At 73.0% G+C, this 15,893-nt stretch carries 14 protein-coding genes and 1 pseudogene; 6 read left to right on the plus strand and 9 right to left on the minus strand.

Features of this window, described 5'->3' with window-relative positions; all coding sequences use genetic code 11:
* Positions 1 to 46 precede the first annotated feature (46 nt).
* Both AC0B9F_RS21055 and AC0B9F_RS21060 read right to left on the minus strand, forming a co-directional pair.
* A pseudogene (locus AC0B9F_RS21055) lies at positions 47 to 464 on the minus strand (M28 family peptidase); the annotation flags it as partial.
* A gap of 51 nt (positions 465 to 515) precedes the next feature.
* Complete coding sequence (locus AC0B9F_RS21060) at positions 516 to 983, minus strand: VOC family protein (RefSeq protein ID WP_472004791.1); 468 nt, start codon at positions 981 to 983, stop codon at positions 516 to 518.
* A gap of 21 nt (positions 984 to 1,004) precedes the next feature.
* Here AC0B9F_RS21060 and AC0B9F_RS21065 point away from each other — a divergent pair, with 21 nt between their 5' ends.
* Positions 1,005 to 1,706 (plus strand): CGNR zinc finger domain-containing protein, encoded by a 702-nt coding sequence (locus AC0B9F_RS21065; protein WP_472004793.1) that lies wholly within the window; start codon positions 1,005 to 1,007, stop codon positions 1,704 to 1,706.
* 109 nt (positions 1,707 to 1,815) lie between these two features.
* On the opposite strand, the gene rarD is transcribed toward AC0B9F_RS21065, so the two are convergent.
* Together rarD and AC0B9F_RS21075 are read right to left on the minus strand one after the other, a co-directional pair.
* A complete protein-coding gene (gene rarD / locus AC0B9F_RS21070; RefSeq protein ID WP_472004795.1) occupies positions 1,816 to 2,823 on the minus strand; it encodes an EamA family transporter RarD in 1,008 nt (335 codons plus the stop codon).
* A gap of 181 nt (positions 2,824 to 3,004) precedes the next feature.
* Positions 3,005 to 3,859 carry an SDR family oxidoreductase gene (locus tag AC0B9F_RS21075; RefSeq protein ID WP_472004797.1) on the minus strand — a complete coding sequence of 285 codons (855 nt, stop codon included), beginning with the start codon at positions 3,857 to 3,859 and terminating at the stop codon, positions 3,005 to 3,007.
* Positions 3,860 to 3,958: 99 nt separating this feature from the next.
* On the opposite strand from AC0B9F_RS21075, the gene AC0B9F_RS21080 reads away from it, so the two are divergent.
* Positions 3,959 to 4,363 (plus strand): winged helix-turn-helix transcriptional regulator, encoded by a 405-nt coding sequence (locus AC0B9F_RS21080; RefSeq protein ID WP_472004799.1) that lies wholly within the window; start codon positions 3,959 to 3,961, stop codon positions 4,361 to 4,363.
* A 12-nt stretch (positions 4,364 to 4,375) separates the two neighbouring features.
* Here the strand turns inward: AC0B9F_RS21080 and AC0B9F_RS21085 are convergent, their stop codons facing one another.
* From AC0B9F_RS21085 to AC0B9F_RS21105, 5 genes are all read right to left on the minus strand, one after another.
* Positions 4,376 to 5,434 (minus strand): 2-oxoacid:ferredoxin oxidoreductase subunit beta, encoded by a 1,059-nt coding sequence (locus AC0B9F_RS21085; protein ID WP_472004802.1) that lies wholly within the window; start codon positions 5,432 to 5,434, stop codon positions 4,376 to 4,378.
* On the minus strand, positions 5,427 to 7,367 hold the full coding sequence (locus AC0B9F_RS21090) for a 2-oxoacid:acceptor oxidoreductase subunit alpha (protein WP_472004805.1): 1,941 nt from the start codon (positions 7,365 to 7,367) through the stop codon (positions 5,427 to 5,429). The genes AC0B9F_RS21085 and AC0B9F_RS21090 overlap by 8 nt, the downstream gene beginning before the upstream one ends.
* A 194-nt stretch (positions 7,368 to 7,561) precedes the next feature.
* On the minus strand, positions 7,562 to 8,221 hold the full coding sequence (locus tag AC0B9F_RS21095; RefSeq protein WP_472005315.1) for a LuxR C-terminal-related transcriptional regulator: 660 nt from the start codon (positions 8,219 to 8,221) through the stop codon (positions 7,562 to 7,564).
* 1,038 nt (positions 8,222 to 9,259) lie between these two features.
* Complete coding sequence (locus AC0B9F_RS21100) at positions 9,260 to 10,597, minus strand: sensor histidine kinase (protein WP_472004808.1); 1,338 nt, start codon at positions 10,595 to 10,597, stop codon at positions 9,260 to 9,262.
* A 220-nt stretch (positions 10,598 to 10,817) separates the two neighbouring features.
* Complete coding sequence (locus AC0B9F_RS21105; RefSeq protein WP_472004810.1) at positions 10,818 to 12,017, minus strand: sensor histidine kinase; 1,200 nt, start codon at positions 12,015 to 12,017, stop codon at positions 10,818 to 10,820.
* Between the two features lie 254 nt (positions 12,018 to 12,271).
* On the opposite strand from AC0B9F_RS21105, the gene AC0B9F_RS21110 reads away from it, so the two are divergent.
* From AC0B9F_RS21110 to AC0B9F_RS21125, 4 genes are read left to right on the plus strand one after another with little or no spacing between them, the layout of a single operon-like run.
* The gene (locus tag AC0B9F_RS21110) at positions 12,272 to 12,658 is read left to right on the plus strand and encodes an NADH-quinone oxidoreductase subunit A (RefSeq protein WP_472005318.1); all 387 of its coding nucleotides are present in this window, start codon (positions 12,272 to 12,274) and stop codon (positions 12,656 to 12,658) included.
* Positions 12,649 to 13,302: an NADH-quinone oxidoreductase subunit B gene (locus tag AC0B9F_RS21115; protein ID WP_472004813.1), complete on the plus strand. Its 654-nt coding sequence runs from the start codon at positions 12,649 to 12,651 to the stop codon at positions 13,300 to 13,302. Before AC0B9F_RS21110 ends, AC0B9F_RS21115 begins: the two co-directional genes overlap by 10 nt.
* Positions 13,299 to 14,927: an NADH-quinone oxidoreductase subunit C gene (locus AC0B9F_RS21120; RefSeq protein WP_472004815.1), complete on the plus strand. Its 1,629-nt coding sequence runs from the start codon at positions 13,299 to 13,301 to the stop codon at positions 14,925 to 14,927. Before AC0B9F_RS21115 ends, AC0B9F_RS21120 begins: the two co-directional genes overlap by 4 nt.
* On the plus strand, positions 14,924 to 15,892 hold the full coding sequence (locus AC0B9F_RS21125) for a complex I subunit 1/NuoH family protein (protein WP_472004817.1): 969 nt from the start codon (positions 14,924 to 14,926) through the stop codon (positions 15,890 to 15,892). Before AC0B9F_RS21120 ends, AC0B9F_RS21125 begins: the two co-directional genes overlap by 4 nt.
* The last annotated feature ends 1 nt before the right edge of the window (position 15,893 follow it).

Genomic DNA, 15,893 nt, shown 5'->3' on the forward strand with positions numbered 1-15,893 from the left:
GAGGTTGACGGCAGCTGACGGAGGTTGACGGTCCCTCAGCGGGCCGTCACGACGACAGCGTCCACACCGCGTACGCGATGGCGTCGCTGTCGTGGTCCAGCGCCGTGTCGTCGATGTTGGCCGTCGTGTCGCACGACGAGCGGTAGCAGCGGTCGAAGGTCTCCCACGCCGTGCCGCCCCCCTTGGCGGCCTGGGCCGGCGTCTTGATGTGGTCGGCGCCGCTGAACAGCCCGCCCCCCAATGCGGGCGCGGTCGGCCGAGGAGAGCCGGCCCACTCAAGGACCGCGAGCCGGCCGTGCCCAGCTCCTCCGCACCCCACCAGGCGAAGCGCGGGTGCTGGGCGGGTGCTGGGCCGGGTGGCAGCCGGGCCGGGCCACGGCGAGCGCGGTCTCCAGGAGCGCGGCGGAGCCGGAGCCGTTGTCGTCGATGCCGGCTCCGGCGGTCACGCTGTCGAGACGGGCGCCGGGCTGTTCGCAGACCGGATCATTCACCGGGCCCGCGCGGCAGCTCCACGCTCAGTGCACGCAGAACTCGTTGCCCTCCGGGTCCGCCATCACCACCCACTGACCGCTCGGCTCCTTCACCTCCCGCAGCACGCTCGCCCCGAGCCCCTTCAGCCGCTCCACCTCGTCCGCGCGCCGTCCCTCGCCCGGATGCAGGTCGAGATGGAGCCGGTTCTTCACGGTCTTCGGCTCCGGCACCCGCTGGAACAGCAGCCGCCGCCCCAGCCCGGTGCCGCTGCGCGGGTCGTAGGGGTCCTGCGGGTGCCGTACGGCGATCAGGTCCCGGAAGGCGGGTCGGCCGTGGAACTCCACGGTGGCCGCGCCCGGCAGCGCGCCGGCGGCGAGCAGTTGCTCGATGAGCGCGGCGTTGTCCTCGATCTCGTAGTGCAGCGCGGCGGCCCAGAAGTCGGCCTGCGTGTGCGGATCGGCGGCGTCGATGACGATCTTGAAGTGCACCGGAGCGGGTGCCGTCGTGGTCATGTAACCAGTAATAATGGTTACATGAGCGAGCGCGCAACGGAATCGCCGGGGCCGGCCGGCCTTTCCGCCCGTCCCGGCGGCCCCAGCGGACTGATCCTGCACACGCACGACGGCCGCCCCTACCGCTTCGACCCCGGCGCGCTGTGTCTGGAGCTGCTCACGACCGGCGGGCCCGGCGCCTTCGCGCGGTACGAGGTGCTGCACGCCCCCGCCGACCTGGCCGCCTGGGCCGCCCGCAGCCGCCTCCCGCAGGGCCTCGACCTGCGTGTCACGCACGCCGAGCTGGCCCGCGTCCGTGACGTGCGCGACGCGCTGTTCCTGCTCACCGCCGACCGTGCGCACGGACGCGCGATGCGCGCTGACCTGGTGGCGACGCTCAACGAGGCGGCCGCGCGGCCGTCACTGGTGTCCCGCCTCGCCCCGGACGGCACCCGTGCCTGGGCGCCCGGCGCGACCGGCACACAGCTGCTGTCCACCCTCGCCCGCGACGCGATCGACCTGTTCAGCGGCCCGTACGCGGACCGCGTCCGCGAGTGCGGGGCCCACGACTGCTACCTGCTCTTCGTCGACACCTCCCGCCCGGGCCGCCGCCGCTGGTGCGCGATGGAGCACTGCGGCAACCGGGAGAAGGTCCGCGCCCACCGCTCCCGGGCCGGCCGCGACGGGGCCGTCCGGGGCCACGCCCACCAGGACGGCGACGGCGCCCGCCGCCCGTCCGGCTGAGAGCCCGGCGCCCGCAGCCCGTCCGGCTGAGCGCCCGGTGCCGTATCCGGGACGCGGGCGCGCCCGGCGCCGTATCCAGAACGCGGCGCGCCCGGCGTCGTAGCCCGGACTACGCCTCCACGCGAGGCGTCGGCGCCGGTGTCCCGGTGGACGGGGACTCGATGGCCGCGAGGCCGGTCGCCGCGGGTTCCGTCACCGCGGCTCCGAGGGTCGCCCGGAGGCGGGCCGCGCGGCGGGCCGTGCGGAGGCTGTCGGCGGTGAGGAGGATCAGCGCCAGCCAGACGAGGGCGAAGCCGGCCCAGCGCTCGGCCGGCATGGCCTCGTGGAAGTACAGGACTCCGCACAGGAACTGGAAGACCGGGGCGAGGTACTGCAGCAGCCCCAGCGTGGACAGCGGCACGCGGATCGCGGCCGCGCCGAAGCAGACCAGCGGGATCGCGGTGACCACGCCGGTGGAGACGAGCAGCGCGGTGTGGCCCGCGCCCTCGGCGGTGAACGTCGAGTGGCCCTGCGCGCTCAGCCACAGCAGATACCCGAGCGCGGGCAGGAACTGGATCGCGGTCTCGGCGGCCAGCGACTCCACGCCGCCGAGGTTCACCTTCTTCTTCATCAGGCCGTAGGTGGCGAAGGAGAAGGCGAGGATCAGGGAGATCCACGGCGGGCGGCCGTAGCCGACGGTGAGGACGATCACGGCGGCCAGGCCGACGCCGACGGCGGCCCACTGCGCGGGCCGCAGCCGCTCGCCCAGCAGTAGTACGCCCATGGCGATCGTGACGAGCGGGTTGATGAAGTAGCCGAGCGACGCCTCGACGACATGGCCGCTGTTCACGGCCCAGATGTAGACGCCCCAGTTGACGCTGATGACGCCCGCGGCGACCGCGACGAGACCCAGCCGGCGCGGCTGCCGCAGCAGCTCACCGGCCCAGCGCCAACGCCGCATGACGAGCAGCACCGATGCGACGACGACGAAGGACCACATCATCCGGTGGGCGAGCACCTCACCGGCGCCGGCGGGCTCCAGCAGAGGGAAGAAGAGCGGGAACAGCCCCCACATCCCATACGCCGCGAAGCCGTTCAGCAGACCTACGCGCTGCTCACCCTTCGACGTCCCGCCCACGGGCTCCTCCTTCGCCTCCGCACATGCCGTCACGAAGGTAGCGCCACGCCGCCCGCCCTGTCATGTCCGTATCGCCATACGGTCATGACAGGGCGGGCGGATGAGAAGCTCGGCTCTCCTGCGCGACAGCGCGGGCGGGGTGCGGCGGGCGGGTGTGGCGGGCGGGGTGGGGGCGGGACGCTCAGCCCTTCAGCGCGGCGGCGATCGCCTCGGCGAGCGGTGTGGTCGGGCGGCCGGCCAGCCGGGACAGGTCGCCGGTGGTGACCTCCAGCTCGCCCTTCTCGATGGAGACGTCGACCCCGGCGAAGACCGCGGCGAGCGGTTCGGGCAGCCCGGCGCCGGTCAGGATGCCGGTGAGCGCCTCAGGGGTGACCGCGTTGTAGACGATCTCCTCGCCGGTCTGCCGGCTCAGCTCGGCCGCGTACTCGGCGAAGCTCCACGCGGTGTCGCCGCCCAGCTCGTACGTCTGGTTCTCGTGCCCCTCGCCGGTCAGTACGGCGACGGCGGCGGCCGCGTAGTCGGCGCGCGAGGCCGAGGACACGCGGCCCTCGCCGGCCGCGGCGACGACGGCGCGGTGCTCCAGGACCGGGGCGAGGTTCTCCGTGTAGTTCTCGTGGTACCAGCCGTTGCGCAGCAGCACGTAGGGCAGGCCGGAGGCGAGCAGCGCCTCCTCGGTGGCCCGGTGGTCGTCGGCGAGCGCGGCGGTGAGGCTGCCCGGGGCGCTGGTGTAGGCGAGCAGGGCGACGCCGGCGGCCTTCGCGGCGTCGATGACGACCTGGTGCTGGGCGGCGCGGCCCTTGTCGACCTCGCTGCCGGAGATCAGCAGCACCTTGTCGCCGGCCGCGAACAGGCCGTCGAAGGTCTCGGGGGCGTTGTAGTCGGCGACCGCGAGGCGCACGCCGCGCTCGGCGAGGCCGGCGGCCTTCTCCGGGGTGCGCACGACGGCGGTGACCTGCTCGGCCGGGACCTTTTCCAGCAACTGCTCCACGACGTGGCGGCCGAGCTTTCCGGTGGCTCCGGTGATGACGATGCTCATGGGGTGCACTCCTCGGGGTGTCCGTTCTCCGTGTCTGACACCCACCCTACGGAGTGCGCTAACTTCTGGAAAGTACCCACTTTGAAGTAAGGTACTGGCATGACAGTAAGTGGAGTGGGCGGCGACGCCGAGGCGATGTGTCCCTACCGGCTCGTCCTGGAGCACGTCACCAGCCGCTGGGGCGTGCTCGTCCTGATCGCGCTGCTGGAGCGCTCCTACCGGTTCAGCGAGCTGCGCCGCGAGGTGAGCCGCGTCGGCCGGGCCGTCAGCGAGAAGATGCTCACCCAGACCCTGCAGACCCTCGAACGCGACGGCCTGGTCCACCGTGACGCCAAGCCGGTCATCCCGCCCCGCGTCGACTACTCCCTGACGGCCCTGGGCCGGGAGGCCGCCGAAGGGGTGCGGGCGCTCACGGCGTGGACCGAACAGCGCATGCCGGACGTGGAACGGGCCCGCCGGGCATACGACGAGGCCCGGGACAGCTCCTCGTCCCGGGCCTCGTGAGGGAAGGCGGCGTCAGCCGACGACCGTCCAGGTGTCGCCGCCGGCGAGGAGCGCGGCGAGGTCGCCCTTGCCGCGCTGTTCGACCGCGGTGTCGAGCTGGTCGGCCATGAGCGTGTCGTAGACCGGCCGGTCGACGGAGCGGAGCACGCCGATCGGGGTGTGGTGCAGGGTGTCCGGGTCGGCGAGCCGGGACAGCGCGAAGGCCGTGGTGGGAGAGGCGGCGTGGGCGTCGTGGACGAGGACGTCGGCCTCGTTCTGAGGCGTCACGTCCACCACCCGCAGATCACCGCTTCGCGCGTCCCGTACGACCCCGCGGCCGCCGTCGGCGCCGAACCGGATGGGCTGCCCGTGCTCCAGGCGGATCAGGGCCTCGGCGGCCTGCTGCTGGTCCTTGAGGGCGTCGAAGGCGCCGTCGTTGAAGATGTTGCAGTTCTGGTAGATCTCGATCAGCGCGGTGCCCGGGTGGGCGGCCGCCTGCCGCAGGACCTCCGTGAGGTGCTTGCGGTCGGAGTCGATGGTGCGGGCGACGAAGGAGGCCTCCGCGCCGAGTGCCAGGGACACCGGGTTGAAGGGAGCGTCCAGCGAGCCCATCGGCGTCGACTTGGTGATCTTGCCGATCTCGGAGGTCGGGCTGTACTGGCCCTTGGTCAGACCGTAGATCCGGTTGTTGAACAGCAGGATCTTCAGGTTGACGTTGCGGCGCAGGGCGTGGATCAGGTGGTTGCCGCCGATGGACAGCGCGTCGCCGTCACCGGTGACGACCCACACGCTCAGGTCCCGGCGCGAGGTCGCGAGGCCCGTGGCGATGGCCGGGGCACGGCCGTGGATGGAGTGCATCCCGTAGGTGTTCATGTAGTACGGGAAACGGGAGGAGCAGCCGATGCCGGACACGAAGACGATGTTCTCGCGGGCCAGCCCCAGCTCGGGCATGAACCCCTGCACCGCCGCCAGGATCGCGTAGTCACCGCAGCCCGGGCACCAGCGCACCTCCTGGTCCGACTTGAAGTCCTTCATCGTCTGCTTGGCCTCGGCCTTGGGGACCAGCTGAAGCAGCGTGTCGGCGTCAGTCATGGATGGCCTCCTTCAGCGCCGCGGCGAGCCTCTCCGCCTTGAACGGCATGCCGTTGACCTGGGTGTGCGAAAGGGCGTCGACGAGGTACTTCGCCCGGATCAGGGTGGCGAGCTGGCCGAGGTTCATCTCGGGGATCACGACCTTGTCGTACGAGCCGAGGACCTCGCCGAGGTTGCGCGGGAACGGGTTGAGGTGACGCAGGTGCGCCTGGGCGATCGCCTCGCCGGCCGTCCGCAGCCGCCGTACCGCCGCCGTGATCGGCCCGTACGTCGATCCCCAGCCCAGCACCAGGGTGCGCGCCTGCTGCGGGTCGTCGACCTGAAGCTCCGGGACCTCGATGCCGTCGACCTTCGCCTGCCGGGTGCGGACCATGAAGTCGTGGTTGGCCGGGTCGTAGGAGATGTTGCCGGAGCCGTCCTGCTTCTCGATCCCGCCGATGCGATGCTCGAGACCCGGCGTGCCCGGCACCGCCCACGGCCGGGCCAGGGTGTGCGGGTCGCGCTTGTAGGGCCAGAAGACCTCGGTGCCGTTGTCCAGGGTGTGGTTCGGGCCCTGCGCGAACTGCACCCGCAGGTCAGGCAGGTCGTCCACCTCGGGGATGCGCCACGGCTCGCTGCCGTTGGCCAGATAGCCGTCCGACAGCAGGAAGACGGGCGTCCGGTAGGTCAGCGCGATCCGCGCGGCCTCCAGCGCGGCGTCGAAACAGTCCGCGGGCGTCCTCGGCGCGACGACCGGCACCGGCGCCTCGCCGTTGCGGCCGTACATCGCCTGCAGCAGGTCCGCCTGCTCGGTCTTCGTCGGCAGACCGGTGGAGGGGCCGCCGCGCTGGATGTCCACGATCAGCAGTGGCAGCTCCAGCGAGACCGCCAGACCGATCGTCTCCGACTTCAGCGCCACACCGGGGCCGGAGGTGGTGGTGACCGCCAGCGAGCCGCCGAACGCCGCGCCCAGTGCGGCGCCGATGCCGGCGATCTCGTCCTCGGCCTGGAAGGTGCGCACACCGAAGTTCTTGTGCCGGCTCAGCTCGTGCAGGATGTCCGAGGCCGGCGTGATCGGATACGAGCCGAGGAACAGCGGAAGGTCGGCCTGGCGGGAGGCGCTGATCAGGCCGTAGGCGAGGGCCAGGTTGCCGGAGATGTTGCGGTACAGCCCGGGCGGGAACGCCTTCGCCGCCGGCGCGACCTCGTAGGAGACCGCGAAGTCCTCCGTCGTCTCACCGAAGTTCCAGCCCGCCCGGTAGGCGGTGATGTTCGCCTCGGCGATCTCCGGCTTCTTCGCGAACTTGGTGCGCAGGAACTTCTCGGTGCCCTCGGTCGGCCGGTGGTACATCCACGACAGCAGCCCCAGCGCGAACATGTTCTTGCTGCGCTCGGCCTCCTTGCGGGAGAGGTCGAACTCCTTCAGCGCCTCCACCGTCAGCGTGGTCAGCGGCACCGGGTGCAGGCTGAACCCGTCCAGCGAGCCGTCGTCCAGCGGGTTGGAGTCGTAGCCCACCTTCTGCATGGCCCGCTTGGTGAACTCGTCGGTGTTGACGATGATCTCCGCGCCGCGCGGCATGTCGCCGATGTTCGCCTTCAGGGCGGCCGGGTTCATCGCCACCAGCACGTTCGGCGCGTCGCCCGGGGTGAGGATGTCGTGGTCGGCGAAGTGGAGCTGGAAGCTGGAGACACCCGGGAGGGTGCCGGCGGGCGCGCGGATCTCGGCGGGGAAGTTCGGCAGGGTGGAGAGGTCGTTGCCGAACGACGCGGTCTCCGAGGTGAAGCGGTCGCCCGTGAGCTGCATGCCGTCACCCGAGTCCCCCGCGAACCGGATGATGACCCGGTCCAGCCGGCGGACGTCCTTCCCTCCGGCCGGTCTGCGCTGCTCTCCTACGACGGTGGTGTCGGCCTGCTCCGCTGGATGCTCCGCTGGGCTGCTGACCTGACTGGTCACTGAACTGGACCTCCCTCGAGGCGGCTGTCGGGAGCGGCCCTCCCACGGGCTCTCCCAGGATCAACCCTACGTCTGTAAGGGTCGCCTTCCCTTGACTTTTCGCATGGTGGTCACTCGACCGCCAGCAGCCGCCGCGAGCCGTGCTCGTCACCGGTCCGGGTTCCCCCGCGTGCGGCACTGTCCCGGCGGGCCGCTCAGGAGTTCAGATACGTCAGCACGGCGAGCACCCGGCGGTGATCGCCCCCACTCGGGGACAGGCCGAGCTTGAGGAAGATGTTGCTGACGTGCTTCTCCACGGCGCCGTCGCTGACGACGAGCTGTTTGGCGATGGCCGAATTCGTACGCCCCTCGGCCATCAGTCCGAGGACCTCCCGCTCCCTCGGAGTGAGCCCGGCGAGGACGTCCTGCTTGCGGGAGCGGCCCAGCAACTGGGCGACGACCTCGGGGTCGAGGGCCGTACCGCCCTCGGCGACGCGCACCACCGCGTCCACGAACTCGCGCACCTCGGCCACGCGGTCCTTGAGCAGATAACCGACGCCGCGGCTCGAACCGGCCAGCAGCTCGGTGGCGTACCGCTCCTCGACGTACTGCGACAGCACCAGCACCCCGAGCCCGGGATGCGCCTTGCGCAGCTGTACGGCCGCCCGTACGCCTTCGTCGGTATGGGTGGGCGGCATCCGTACGTCCGCGACGACGACGTCGGGCAGCGCGCCCTCCGCGTCCAGCTCGGCGATGGTCTTCACCAGCGCCTCGGCGTCTCCCACGCCGGCGACGACATCGTGCCCGCGGTCGGTGAGCAGCCGCGTCAGCCCCTCCCGCAGCAGCACCGAGTCCTCGGCGATGACCACCCGCACTCTGACCTCCACGACGCTGTTCCCCCCACACTGCGCGACAACAGGCCCAGCATTCCACCAACGACACCGATCGGCGGCCACGGCAGGTCGAAGAGGGGCCCCGGATATCGGATTCCGGCCGGGGAGGGGGGTGGGGGGAGGGGTGGGGTGGTTGGGGGCGGGGGGTGGCTCAGGGGTGGTGCGCAGGGGGCCCCAGGGGGTGGCTCAGGTGGTGCGCAGGTGGTGGTGCAGGGGGGGCGCGGGGGTGGCCCGACAGCAGGGGTGGTGCAGGGGGGTGCGGGGGTGGCTCGGCGGTCGTGGGTGGCCAGGTCCCCAGGGCGGCCGGGGGGCGCTCAGGGGTGGTGCAGGGGGCGGGGGGTGGCTCGGCGGTCGTGGGCGGGCCGGCCCCCAGGGTGGGCAGGGGCATCCCGGCGGACAGTGCCCGGGGCTGGACCGCGGGGGCGGCTCTGCGGTCGTGGGCGGCCGACATGACCCGGGCCGTTCGGACGGAGGCCCCTTTCAGGCCGGGCGTGGCCCAGGGGTGGTGCAGAGGCGCGGGGCGGCTCGGCGGTTGGGGGACGGTCTCCCAGGGCGGCTGGGCGTCGCACAGGGGTGGTGCAGAGGCGCGGGACGGCTCGGCGGCCAGGGCGGCCGGGCCCCCAGGGCGGACGGGGGTCCCGGCGGACAGTGCCCCGGGGCCGGGCCGGAACGCGAGGGCGTTCCAGCGGCCGTGTGTCCCGGGGCCGGAACAGGGAAGCCGGGCCGGCCGACGGCCGCGACGGCTCCCGCGGCGCTCGCAGCCCTGGTGGCCTCCCTCGACCGGGCCGCGGCCTCGGCCGCCCGGCCTCCGGGCCGAGTCGCGCTGCGATCCGCGGCCCCGACGGCCGCGAACCAGTGGTCCTGGGGCCGGCGCCGGGCGGCTGGGGCCCGGCCGGTATCCGGGAGCCGGCCCAGCGGCTCAGGGGCCGGCCGACGCCCTGAGCCGGTCCGGGGGCCTGAGCCGGCCCGGTTCCGGGAGGGGGCAGCCTTCACCCCGGCCGGTCGGGGCGTCGTCTTCCCTCAGTGGGTTCGCCAAGGGAGTTCCGCTGTGATGCGGGTCGGGCCCGCCGGTGGGGAGTCGATGACGAGGATGCCGTCGACCGCGTCGAGGCGTTCGGTCAGGCCGGTGAGGCCGGAGCCGTGGGCGGGGTCCGCGCCGCCGGCCCCGTCGTCCGTGACCTGGATCAGCAGCCGGTCGTCGGAACACCACACATCCACCGTGGCGGACTTCGCCCCGCTGTGCTTGCTGACGTTCTGCAGCAGCTCGCAGACCGTGAAGTAGGCGATGCCCTCGATCGCGGCGGCCGGCCGCGACGGCAGGTCGACCTCGACGCGCACCGGCACCGCGGACCGGGAGGCCACCGCGGACAGCGCCGCGTCCAGCCCGCGATCGGTCAGCACCGCCGGATGGATGCCGCGCGCCAGGTCCCGCAGTTCCTGCAGCGCCGTCTTCACCTCGCGGTGCGCCTCGTCCACCATCCGCGCGGCCGCCCGCGGGTCCTCCCGCAGCTTCTCCTTCGCCAGCCCCAGATCCATCGCCAGGTTGACCAGCCGCGCCTGCGCCCCGTCGTGCAGATCCCGCTCGATGCGCCGCAGGTCCGCCGCCGCCGTGTCCACGACGGCCCCGCGGTCCGACTCCAGCTCCACGACCCGCGCGCCCAGCTTCGACGGCCCGAGCAGCCCGTGCACCAGCAGCCGGTCCACCGTCGTCAGCGCCCGCACGATCCACGGCGTGGCCATCGTGAACAACGCTCCCACCAGCACCGTCACGGTGATCTCGAACGGGTTGTCGAGGTAGATCCGGTGGTGCGCGTCGCCGTACAGCTGCAGGCCGCCCTGCCCGGTGTACATCGGGAAGACCCAGAACCACAGCGGGTACGTCAGCATCGCCCAGCCGTACGCCCAGAACGTCAGTGCCACGCAGAAGGAGAACACCGCCCACGGGAACTGCAGCACCGCGTACAGCAGGTGCCGCCAGGACGCGCCGCTCTTGAGGACGGCCCCGATCCAGCCCATCAGGCTGTTCTTACGGGCCCGCAGCGGCTCCGGATCGGCCACCTCCAGGCCGAGCAGCCCGCGCGCCCGCGCCCGTTCCAGCGAGCCGAGGCCCCGGCAGCCGGCGAGCGCCGCGGCCAGCACCGGGACGCCGAGGAACGTCACCAGCAGCCCCGCCCCGAGCGAGACCATCGTGACCGCGAAGACGAACAGCACGATCCCGATCGGCAGGCCCAGCAGCACATATCCCAGCTCCCGCCAGCTGCGCCCCTCGAACGGCGCCCGCAGCGCCGCCGGCATGCGGTGGCGCCGGGTGCCGTCGTCGTATCCCGGCCGGTAGTGCTCTTGGTACTCCATGGCCATGACTGTCCGTCCGTTTCTGCTCGCGGCCCGTCCGGCTGCACGCCCTGTGTCCTTGCATCCAGCGTGCTGCGTCGCAGGTCGGCGGACCATGGAGGCCGTCGGCGTCCTGGACGGGGGGTTTTCCCCACCTCAGGAGCGGCCGCCCTCCCGCCAGGCATGCGCCGCGTCCTCGCGCCACGCATGTGCCTCAGGGCGGCCGCCCTCCCGCCACGCATGGGCCTCAGGAGCGGTCGTCCTCCGACCGGTCGCGCCACGGCAGTTCCGCCGTGACCGTGGTCGGGCCGCCGGGCGGCGAGTCGACGACGAACAGGCCGTCCACGGCGTCCAGCCGCTCCGCCAGCCCCCGCATCCCGGTGCCGCGGTCCGGTGACGCGCCGCCCCGGCCGTCGTCCCACACCTGGATCAGCAGCCGGTCGTCCGACCGCCACACCTCCACCGTGGCCGACCTGGCACCGCTGTGCTTGCTGATGTTCTGCAGCAGCTCGGACACCGTGAAGTAGGCGATGCCCTCGATCGCGGCGGCCGGCCGCGAGGACAGTTCGGCGGTCACCTTCACCGGCACCGTGCACCGGGAGGCCACCGACGACAGCGCCGCGTCCAGCCCCCGGTCGGTCAGGACCGCCGGATGGATGCCGCGCGCCAGGTCCCGCAGTTCCTGCAGCGCCAGCTTCACCTCGCCGTGCGCCTCGTCGACCATCGCGGCCACGTGCTCGTCGGCCTGGCCCTCCAGCAGCTTCTCCTTCGCCAGCCCGAGACCCATCGCCAGGTTCACCAGCCGGGCTTGGGCCCCGTCGTGCAGATCCCGCTCGATACGCCGCAGATCGGCCGCGGCCGTGTCGACGACCACCCCGCGGTCCGACTCCAGCTCCGCGATACGGCGCTCCAGCTCGTCCGACGGCGACAGCAGCCCGCGCACCAGCGCCCGGTCCACGTTGCTCATCCCGCGCGCCAGGAACGGCAGCACCGGCCACAGTACGAACAGCGAGGTCAGCGTCACCACGAACGTGACGATGCCCCACGGCAGCCGGACCAGGTCGTACAGCGCCGTCCGCCACGCCACCGAGTCCTTCAGCACCATCCACACCCGGCCGAAGACACCGTCCGCGCGATGCAGCGGCAGCCGGCTCGGCTCGTCCACCCGCACCCCCAGCAGCGCCCGCGCCCGGGCCCGTTCGAACCGTCCCATCAGCCGCGCGCCCATCAGGGCCAGCGCCAGCAGCGGGAAGCCGATCACGGTGATCGTCAGCGCGCCGCTCACGAGCAGCACGGTCATGACGTAGACGAAGCCGATCAGCGTCAGCGGAAGGTTCGCCAGGAGATGGGCGATCTCCTTCCAGGTGTGCGCGTCGTAGGCCAGGCGGGCCGGTGGCGGACGATCGTCGTCGGCCGGCCGGGAGGCGGCGGGTTCGGGTGCGGTCATATGGGCTAGCGTGCCGCGCGCCGGGGCGCCGCGCCATGAGGTCGCCCGGCCTCGCCCCGGTGGGGAAAACCCCACCCCCGCCCCCACCGTCGCCCCACCCTGCCCCCTGGCCGCGCGTCTCAAGGCGTGACGGGCTGCTTACCGCCTCTTTATCAGGGCCTAGACTCCCGTGCGTACAGATCGTCGAACACCTCGGCGGTCGTCGAGAGCCGAGAAACACGAAGCCAGGGAGCGAGGAGACGGACGTGCGGGATATGACCGTCGTCGTCGCGGCGGACTACTTCCACTCCTATTCGGTCGTGGGACTGCTCGCCGTCGTCGGCGTGCTCTTCGTCGCCGTCGCCTTCGGGGCCGGCCGCCTGCTGCGGCCCGTCGTGCCCACGCCCGAGAAACTCCTGACGTACGAGTGCGGCGTGGACCCCGTCGGCGAGGGCTGGGCCCACACCCAGGTCCGCTACTACGTCTACGCGTTCCTGTACGTCGTCTTCGCCGTCGACTCGATCTTCCTCTTCCCCTGGGCGACGGTCTTCGCCGCGCCCGGTTACGGCGCGGCCACCCTGGTGGAGATGTTCATCTTCCTCGGCTTCCTCGCCGTAGGCCTGCTGTACGCGTACAAGAAGGGCGTCCTGGCATGGACGTGAACCCGGCCGGCACGGACGTGAACCCGGCTGCCGCGGAGCCCGTTGTCCCCCAGCCCGTGCTGCTTCCCGAGCCGAAGAGGCTGGGCACGCTCGCCCGCCTGGCCCCCGAGCCGATGAAGGTGGTCCTGAACTGGGGCCGCCGCTACTCGCTGTGGGTCTTCAACTTCGGCCTGGCCTGCTGCGCGATCGAGTTCATCGCCGCGTCGATGTCCCGCCACGACTTCATCCGGCTCGGCGTCATCCCGTTCGCGCCGGGCCCGCGCCAGGCCGACCTGATGGTCGTCTCGGGCACGGTCACGGACAAGATGGCCCCGGCCGTCAAGCGCCTGTACGAGCAGATGCCCGAGCCGAAGTACGTCATCTCCTTCGGCGCCTGCTCCAACTGCGGCGGCCCGTACTGGGACTCCTACTCCGTCACCAAGGGCGTCGACCAGATCCTCCCCGTCGACGTGTACGTCCCCGGCTGCCCGCCCCGGCCCGAGGCGCTGCTCCAGGGCATCCTCAAGCTCCAGGAGAAGATCGCCCGCGAGTCCCTCGGCGAGCGCTACGGCCACGGCGCCACCCGGCCCTCGACCGCGGCGCTGCAGAGCGGCCTGGTGCGACCCCCGGCCACGCCGGGCCAGGGTTCCGGGGAGGACCGATGAGCGGTACGACCGGCTGGCTGCCCGCCGACGTCGAGGACCTCTTCGGTACGGAGGCGACGGCCGAGGAGTCCTACGACGTCCTCACCGTCGACGTCCCGCCGGCGTCCTGGCTCACGGCGCTTCGGACCGCCCGCGACCGGCTGGGCTGCACCTACTTCGACTGGCTCAGCGCGGTCGACGAGCCCGGCGTCGGCTTCCGCGTCGCCGCGCACGTGGCGGCGCTGGGCCCCGTGCGGCGCCTGCTGGTGCGCACCACCGTGCCGCACGAGGCGCCGGTGCTGCCGTCGGCCGTCTCGGTGTACGCGGGCGCGGCCTGGCACGAACGGGAGACGCACGAGATGTTCGGCGTCGGCTTCGAGGACCACCCCGGCCTCGACCACCTGCTGCTGCCCGACACCTTCGAGGGCCACCCGCTGCGCAAGGACTTCGTCCTGGCCGCCCGGGTCGCCAAGGCCTGGCCGGGCGCCAAGGAGCCGGGGGAGTCCGAGCACGGCGGCCCCAAGCGCCGCCAGATGCTGCCGCCGGGCGTCCCCGACCCCAACGAGTGGGGCCCCCTCAAGGGCCAGCTCCCGCCCGCCCCGGCCCGCCCGGCCCGAGCGGCCCGCGCGGCAGGCCCTGCCGGTGCGGGGCGCGCGGCGGGTGCGGGGCGCGCCGCGGGTGCCGCCGGTGCCGAACGTGCCGCGGGTGCTGCCGGTGCCGGCCGTGCCGCGGCGGGGGAGCGGCCGGCGCGCCGCATGCGCACGGCGTCCGAGGGTTCGGTGAGCCAGGCCGGGGCGGCGACTTCCGAGACGGCGGGGACCGAGGCGGACGCCGGGGCCCCGGAGACCGCCCCCGGAGCGCCTGCCGGAGCGCCCGCGCGACCGCGCCGGACGCGCAGCGCGAGCGAGGGATCGGCCGGCCAGGCCGCAGGACGTTCGGCGGACCAGGCGGCCCAGCTGGATCAGGGGGCCCAGCCGGCCCAGGCGGAACAGGCCGCGGCACGGTCGGCGGCTGAGGCCGATCAGGGCAGCGGCGATGCCGTCGCGGGGCGCGCGGACGCACACACCGACGCGGACGTGGACGCGGCGACGCGCAAGCAGGACGCGACCGAGGGCGACGCCTCCCGAGCGGCGGCGGAGGGCCCGGCCGCCGAGGCCTCGGTGGCGCACGAACCCGGCCCGGCCCCGGCACGCCCGCGCCGGGCACGCAGCGCCTCGCAGGGCTCGGCCTCCCAGCGGTCCGAGGCGGACCAGCCCGCGCCGACGGAGCCGGAGCCGAGGGAGCCGGAGCCGACGCCGACGGAGCCGAAGGCTGCGGAGCCCACTGCACCCGCGAGCCCCGCCCGGCCGGCTCCCCGCAGCTCGGACGCCCCGTGGCACCACGCCCGCCCGGCCTTCGACGACGCGAAGCGCCGGCCCGAGCCGGAGCCCCAGCCGGAGCCGGAGCCGGAGCGCCACCCCGAGCCGAAGCCCCAGCCCGAACCGGAACCCCAGCCGCAGCCGCAGCCGACCCGCGACGACGCGGACCCCGGCACGGAAACCGGCACGGACCCCGGCACGGCAACCGGCAGAACCGGCGCAGCCCAACACCCTGAAGACCCTGAAGACCCCCGCACCCCCCACGACCCCGCAGGAGGCCCGCAGTGAACGGCGCTGTCGACGTCGCCCTGCGACTCGTGGTCGTCTTCGTCGTCTTCCTCACCTTCCCGCTCATCGTCGGCCAGACCGAGCACAAGGTCATGGCCCACATGCAGGGCCGCCTCGGCCCGATGTACGCCGGCGGTTTCCACGGCTGGGCACAGCTGATCGCCGACGGCGTGAAGTTCGCGCAGAAGGAGGACATCGTCCCCGCGGGCGCCGACCGCCGGGTCTTCCAGCTCGCGCCGGCCGTCGCGCTGCTGCCGTATCTGCTCGTGCTGCTCGTCATCCCGATCGGGCCGCGGGAGGGCGCGGTCGGTCAGGTGCTGGACGCCGGCGTCTTCTTCGCCCTCGCCGTGATGGGCGTCGGCGTGCTCGGCTCGCTGATGGCCGGCTGGGCCAGCGCGAACAAGTTCTCCCTCCTCGGCGGTCTGCGTACCGCCGCGCAGCTCCTCGCCTACGAACTGCCGATGCTGCTCACCGCCGCCTCGGTGGCGATGGCGGCCGGCACGGTGTCGCTCCCCGGCATCCTCGACGCGTTCCGGTGGTGGTGGCTGCCCTGGCAGATCGTCGGCGGGATCGTCTTCTTCGTCGCCGGCCTCGCTGAACTCCAGCGGCCCCCGTTCGACATGCCCGTCGCCGACTCGGAGATCATCTTCGGCGCGTACACCGAGTACACCGGCCTGCGCTTCGCCCTGTTCCTGCTCGCCGAGTACGCCGGGATCATCGTCCTGTGCGGCCTGACCACCGTCCTCTTCCTGGGCGGCTGGCACGGCCCGTGGGGCGCCGACGGCCTGGGCTGGGTGTGGACCCTGCTGAAGGCCGCGGTCCTCGCCTTCATCGTGATCTGGCTGCGCGTCACCTACCCGCGGCTGCGCGAGGACCAGCTCCAGAAGCTCTCCTGGACTCTCCTCGTCCCCCTCTCCCTCGCCCAGATCGCCCTCACCGGCATCGTCAAGGTGGTGATCCAGTAGC

The organism is Streptomyces sp. NPDC097129, assembly GCF_055668065.1.

Coding starts and splice junctions, on each gene's coding strand:
- AC0B9F_RS21105 (WP_472004810.1), bottom strand. CDS start 12,017: ATGACCGCACCCGAACCCGCCGCCTCCCGGCCGGCCGACGACGATCGT.
- AC0B9F_RS21110 (WP_472005318.1), top strand. CDS start 12,272: ATGACCGTCGTCGTCGCGGCGGACTACTTCCACTCCTATTCGGTCGTG.
- AC0B9F_RS21065 (WP_472004793.1), top strand. CDS start 1,005: ATGAGCGAGCGCGCAACGGAATCGCCGGGGCCGGCCGGCCTTTCCGCC.
- AC0B9F_RS21120 (WP_472004815.1), top strand. CDS start 13,299: ATGAGCGGTACGACCGGCTGGCTGCCCGCCGACGTCGAGGACCTCTTC.
- AC0B9F_RS21060 (WP_472004791.1), bottom strand. CDS start 983: ATGACCACGACGGCACCCGCTCCGGTGCACTTCAAGATCGTCATCGAC.
- AC0B9F_RS21115 (WP_472004813.1), top strand. CDS start 12,649: ATGGACGTGAACCCGGCCGGCACGGACGTGAACCCGGCTGCCGCGGAG.
- AC0B9F_RS21100 (WP_472004808.1), bottom strand. CDS start 10,597: ATGGCCATGGAGTACCAAGAGCACTACCGGCCGGGATACGACGACGGC.
- AC0B9F_RS21085 (WP_472004802.1), bottom strand. CDS start 5,434: ATGACTGACGCCGACACGCTGCTTCAGCTGGTCCCCAAGGCCGAGGCC.
- AC0B9F_RS21080 (WP_472004799.1), top strand. CDS start 3,959: ATGACAGTAAGTGGAGTGGGCGGCGACGCCGAGGCGATGTGTCCCTAC.
- AC0B9F_RS21075 (WP_472004797.1), bottom strand. CDS start 3,859: ATGAGCATCGTCATCACCGGAGCCACCGGAAAGCTCGGCCGCCACGTC.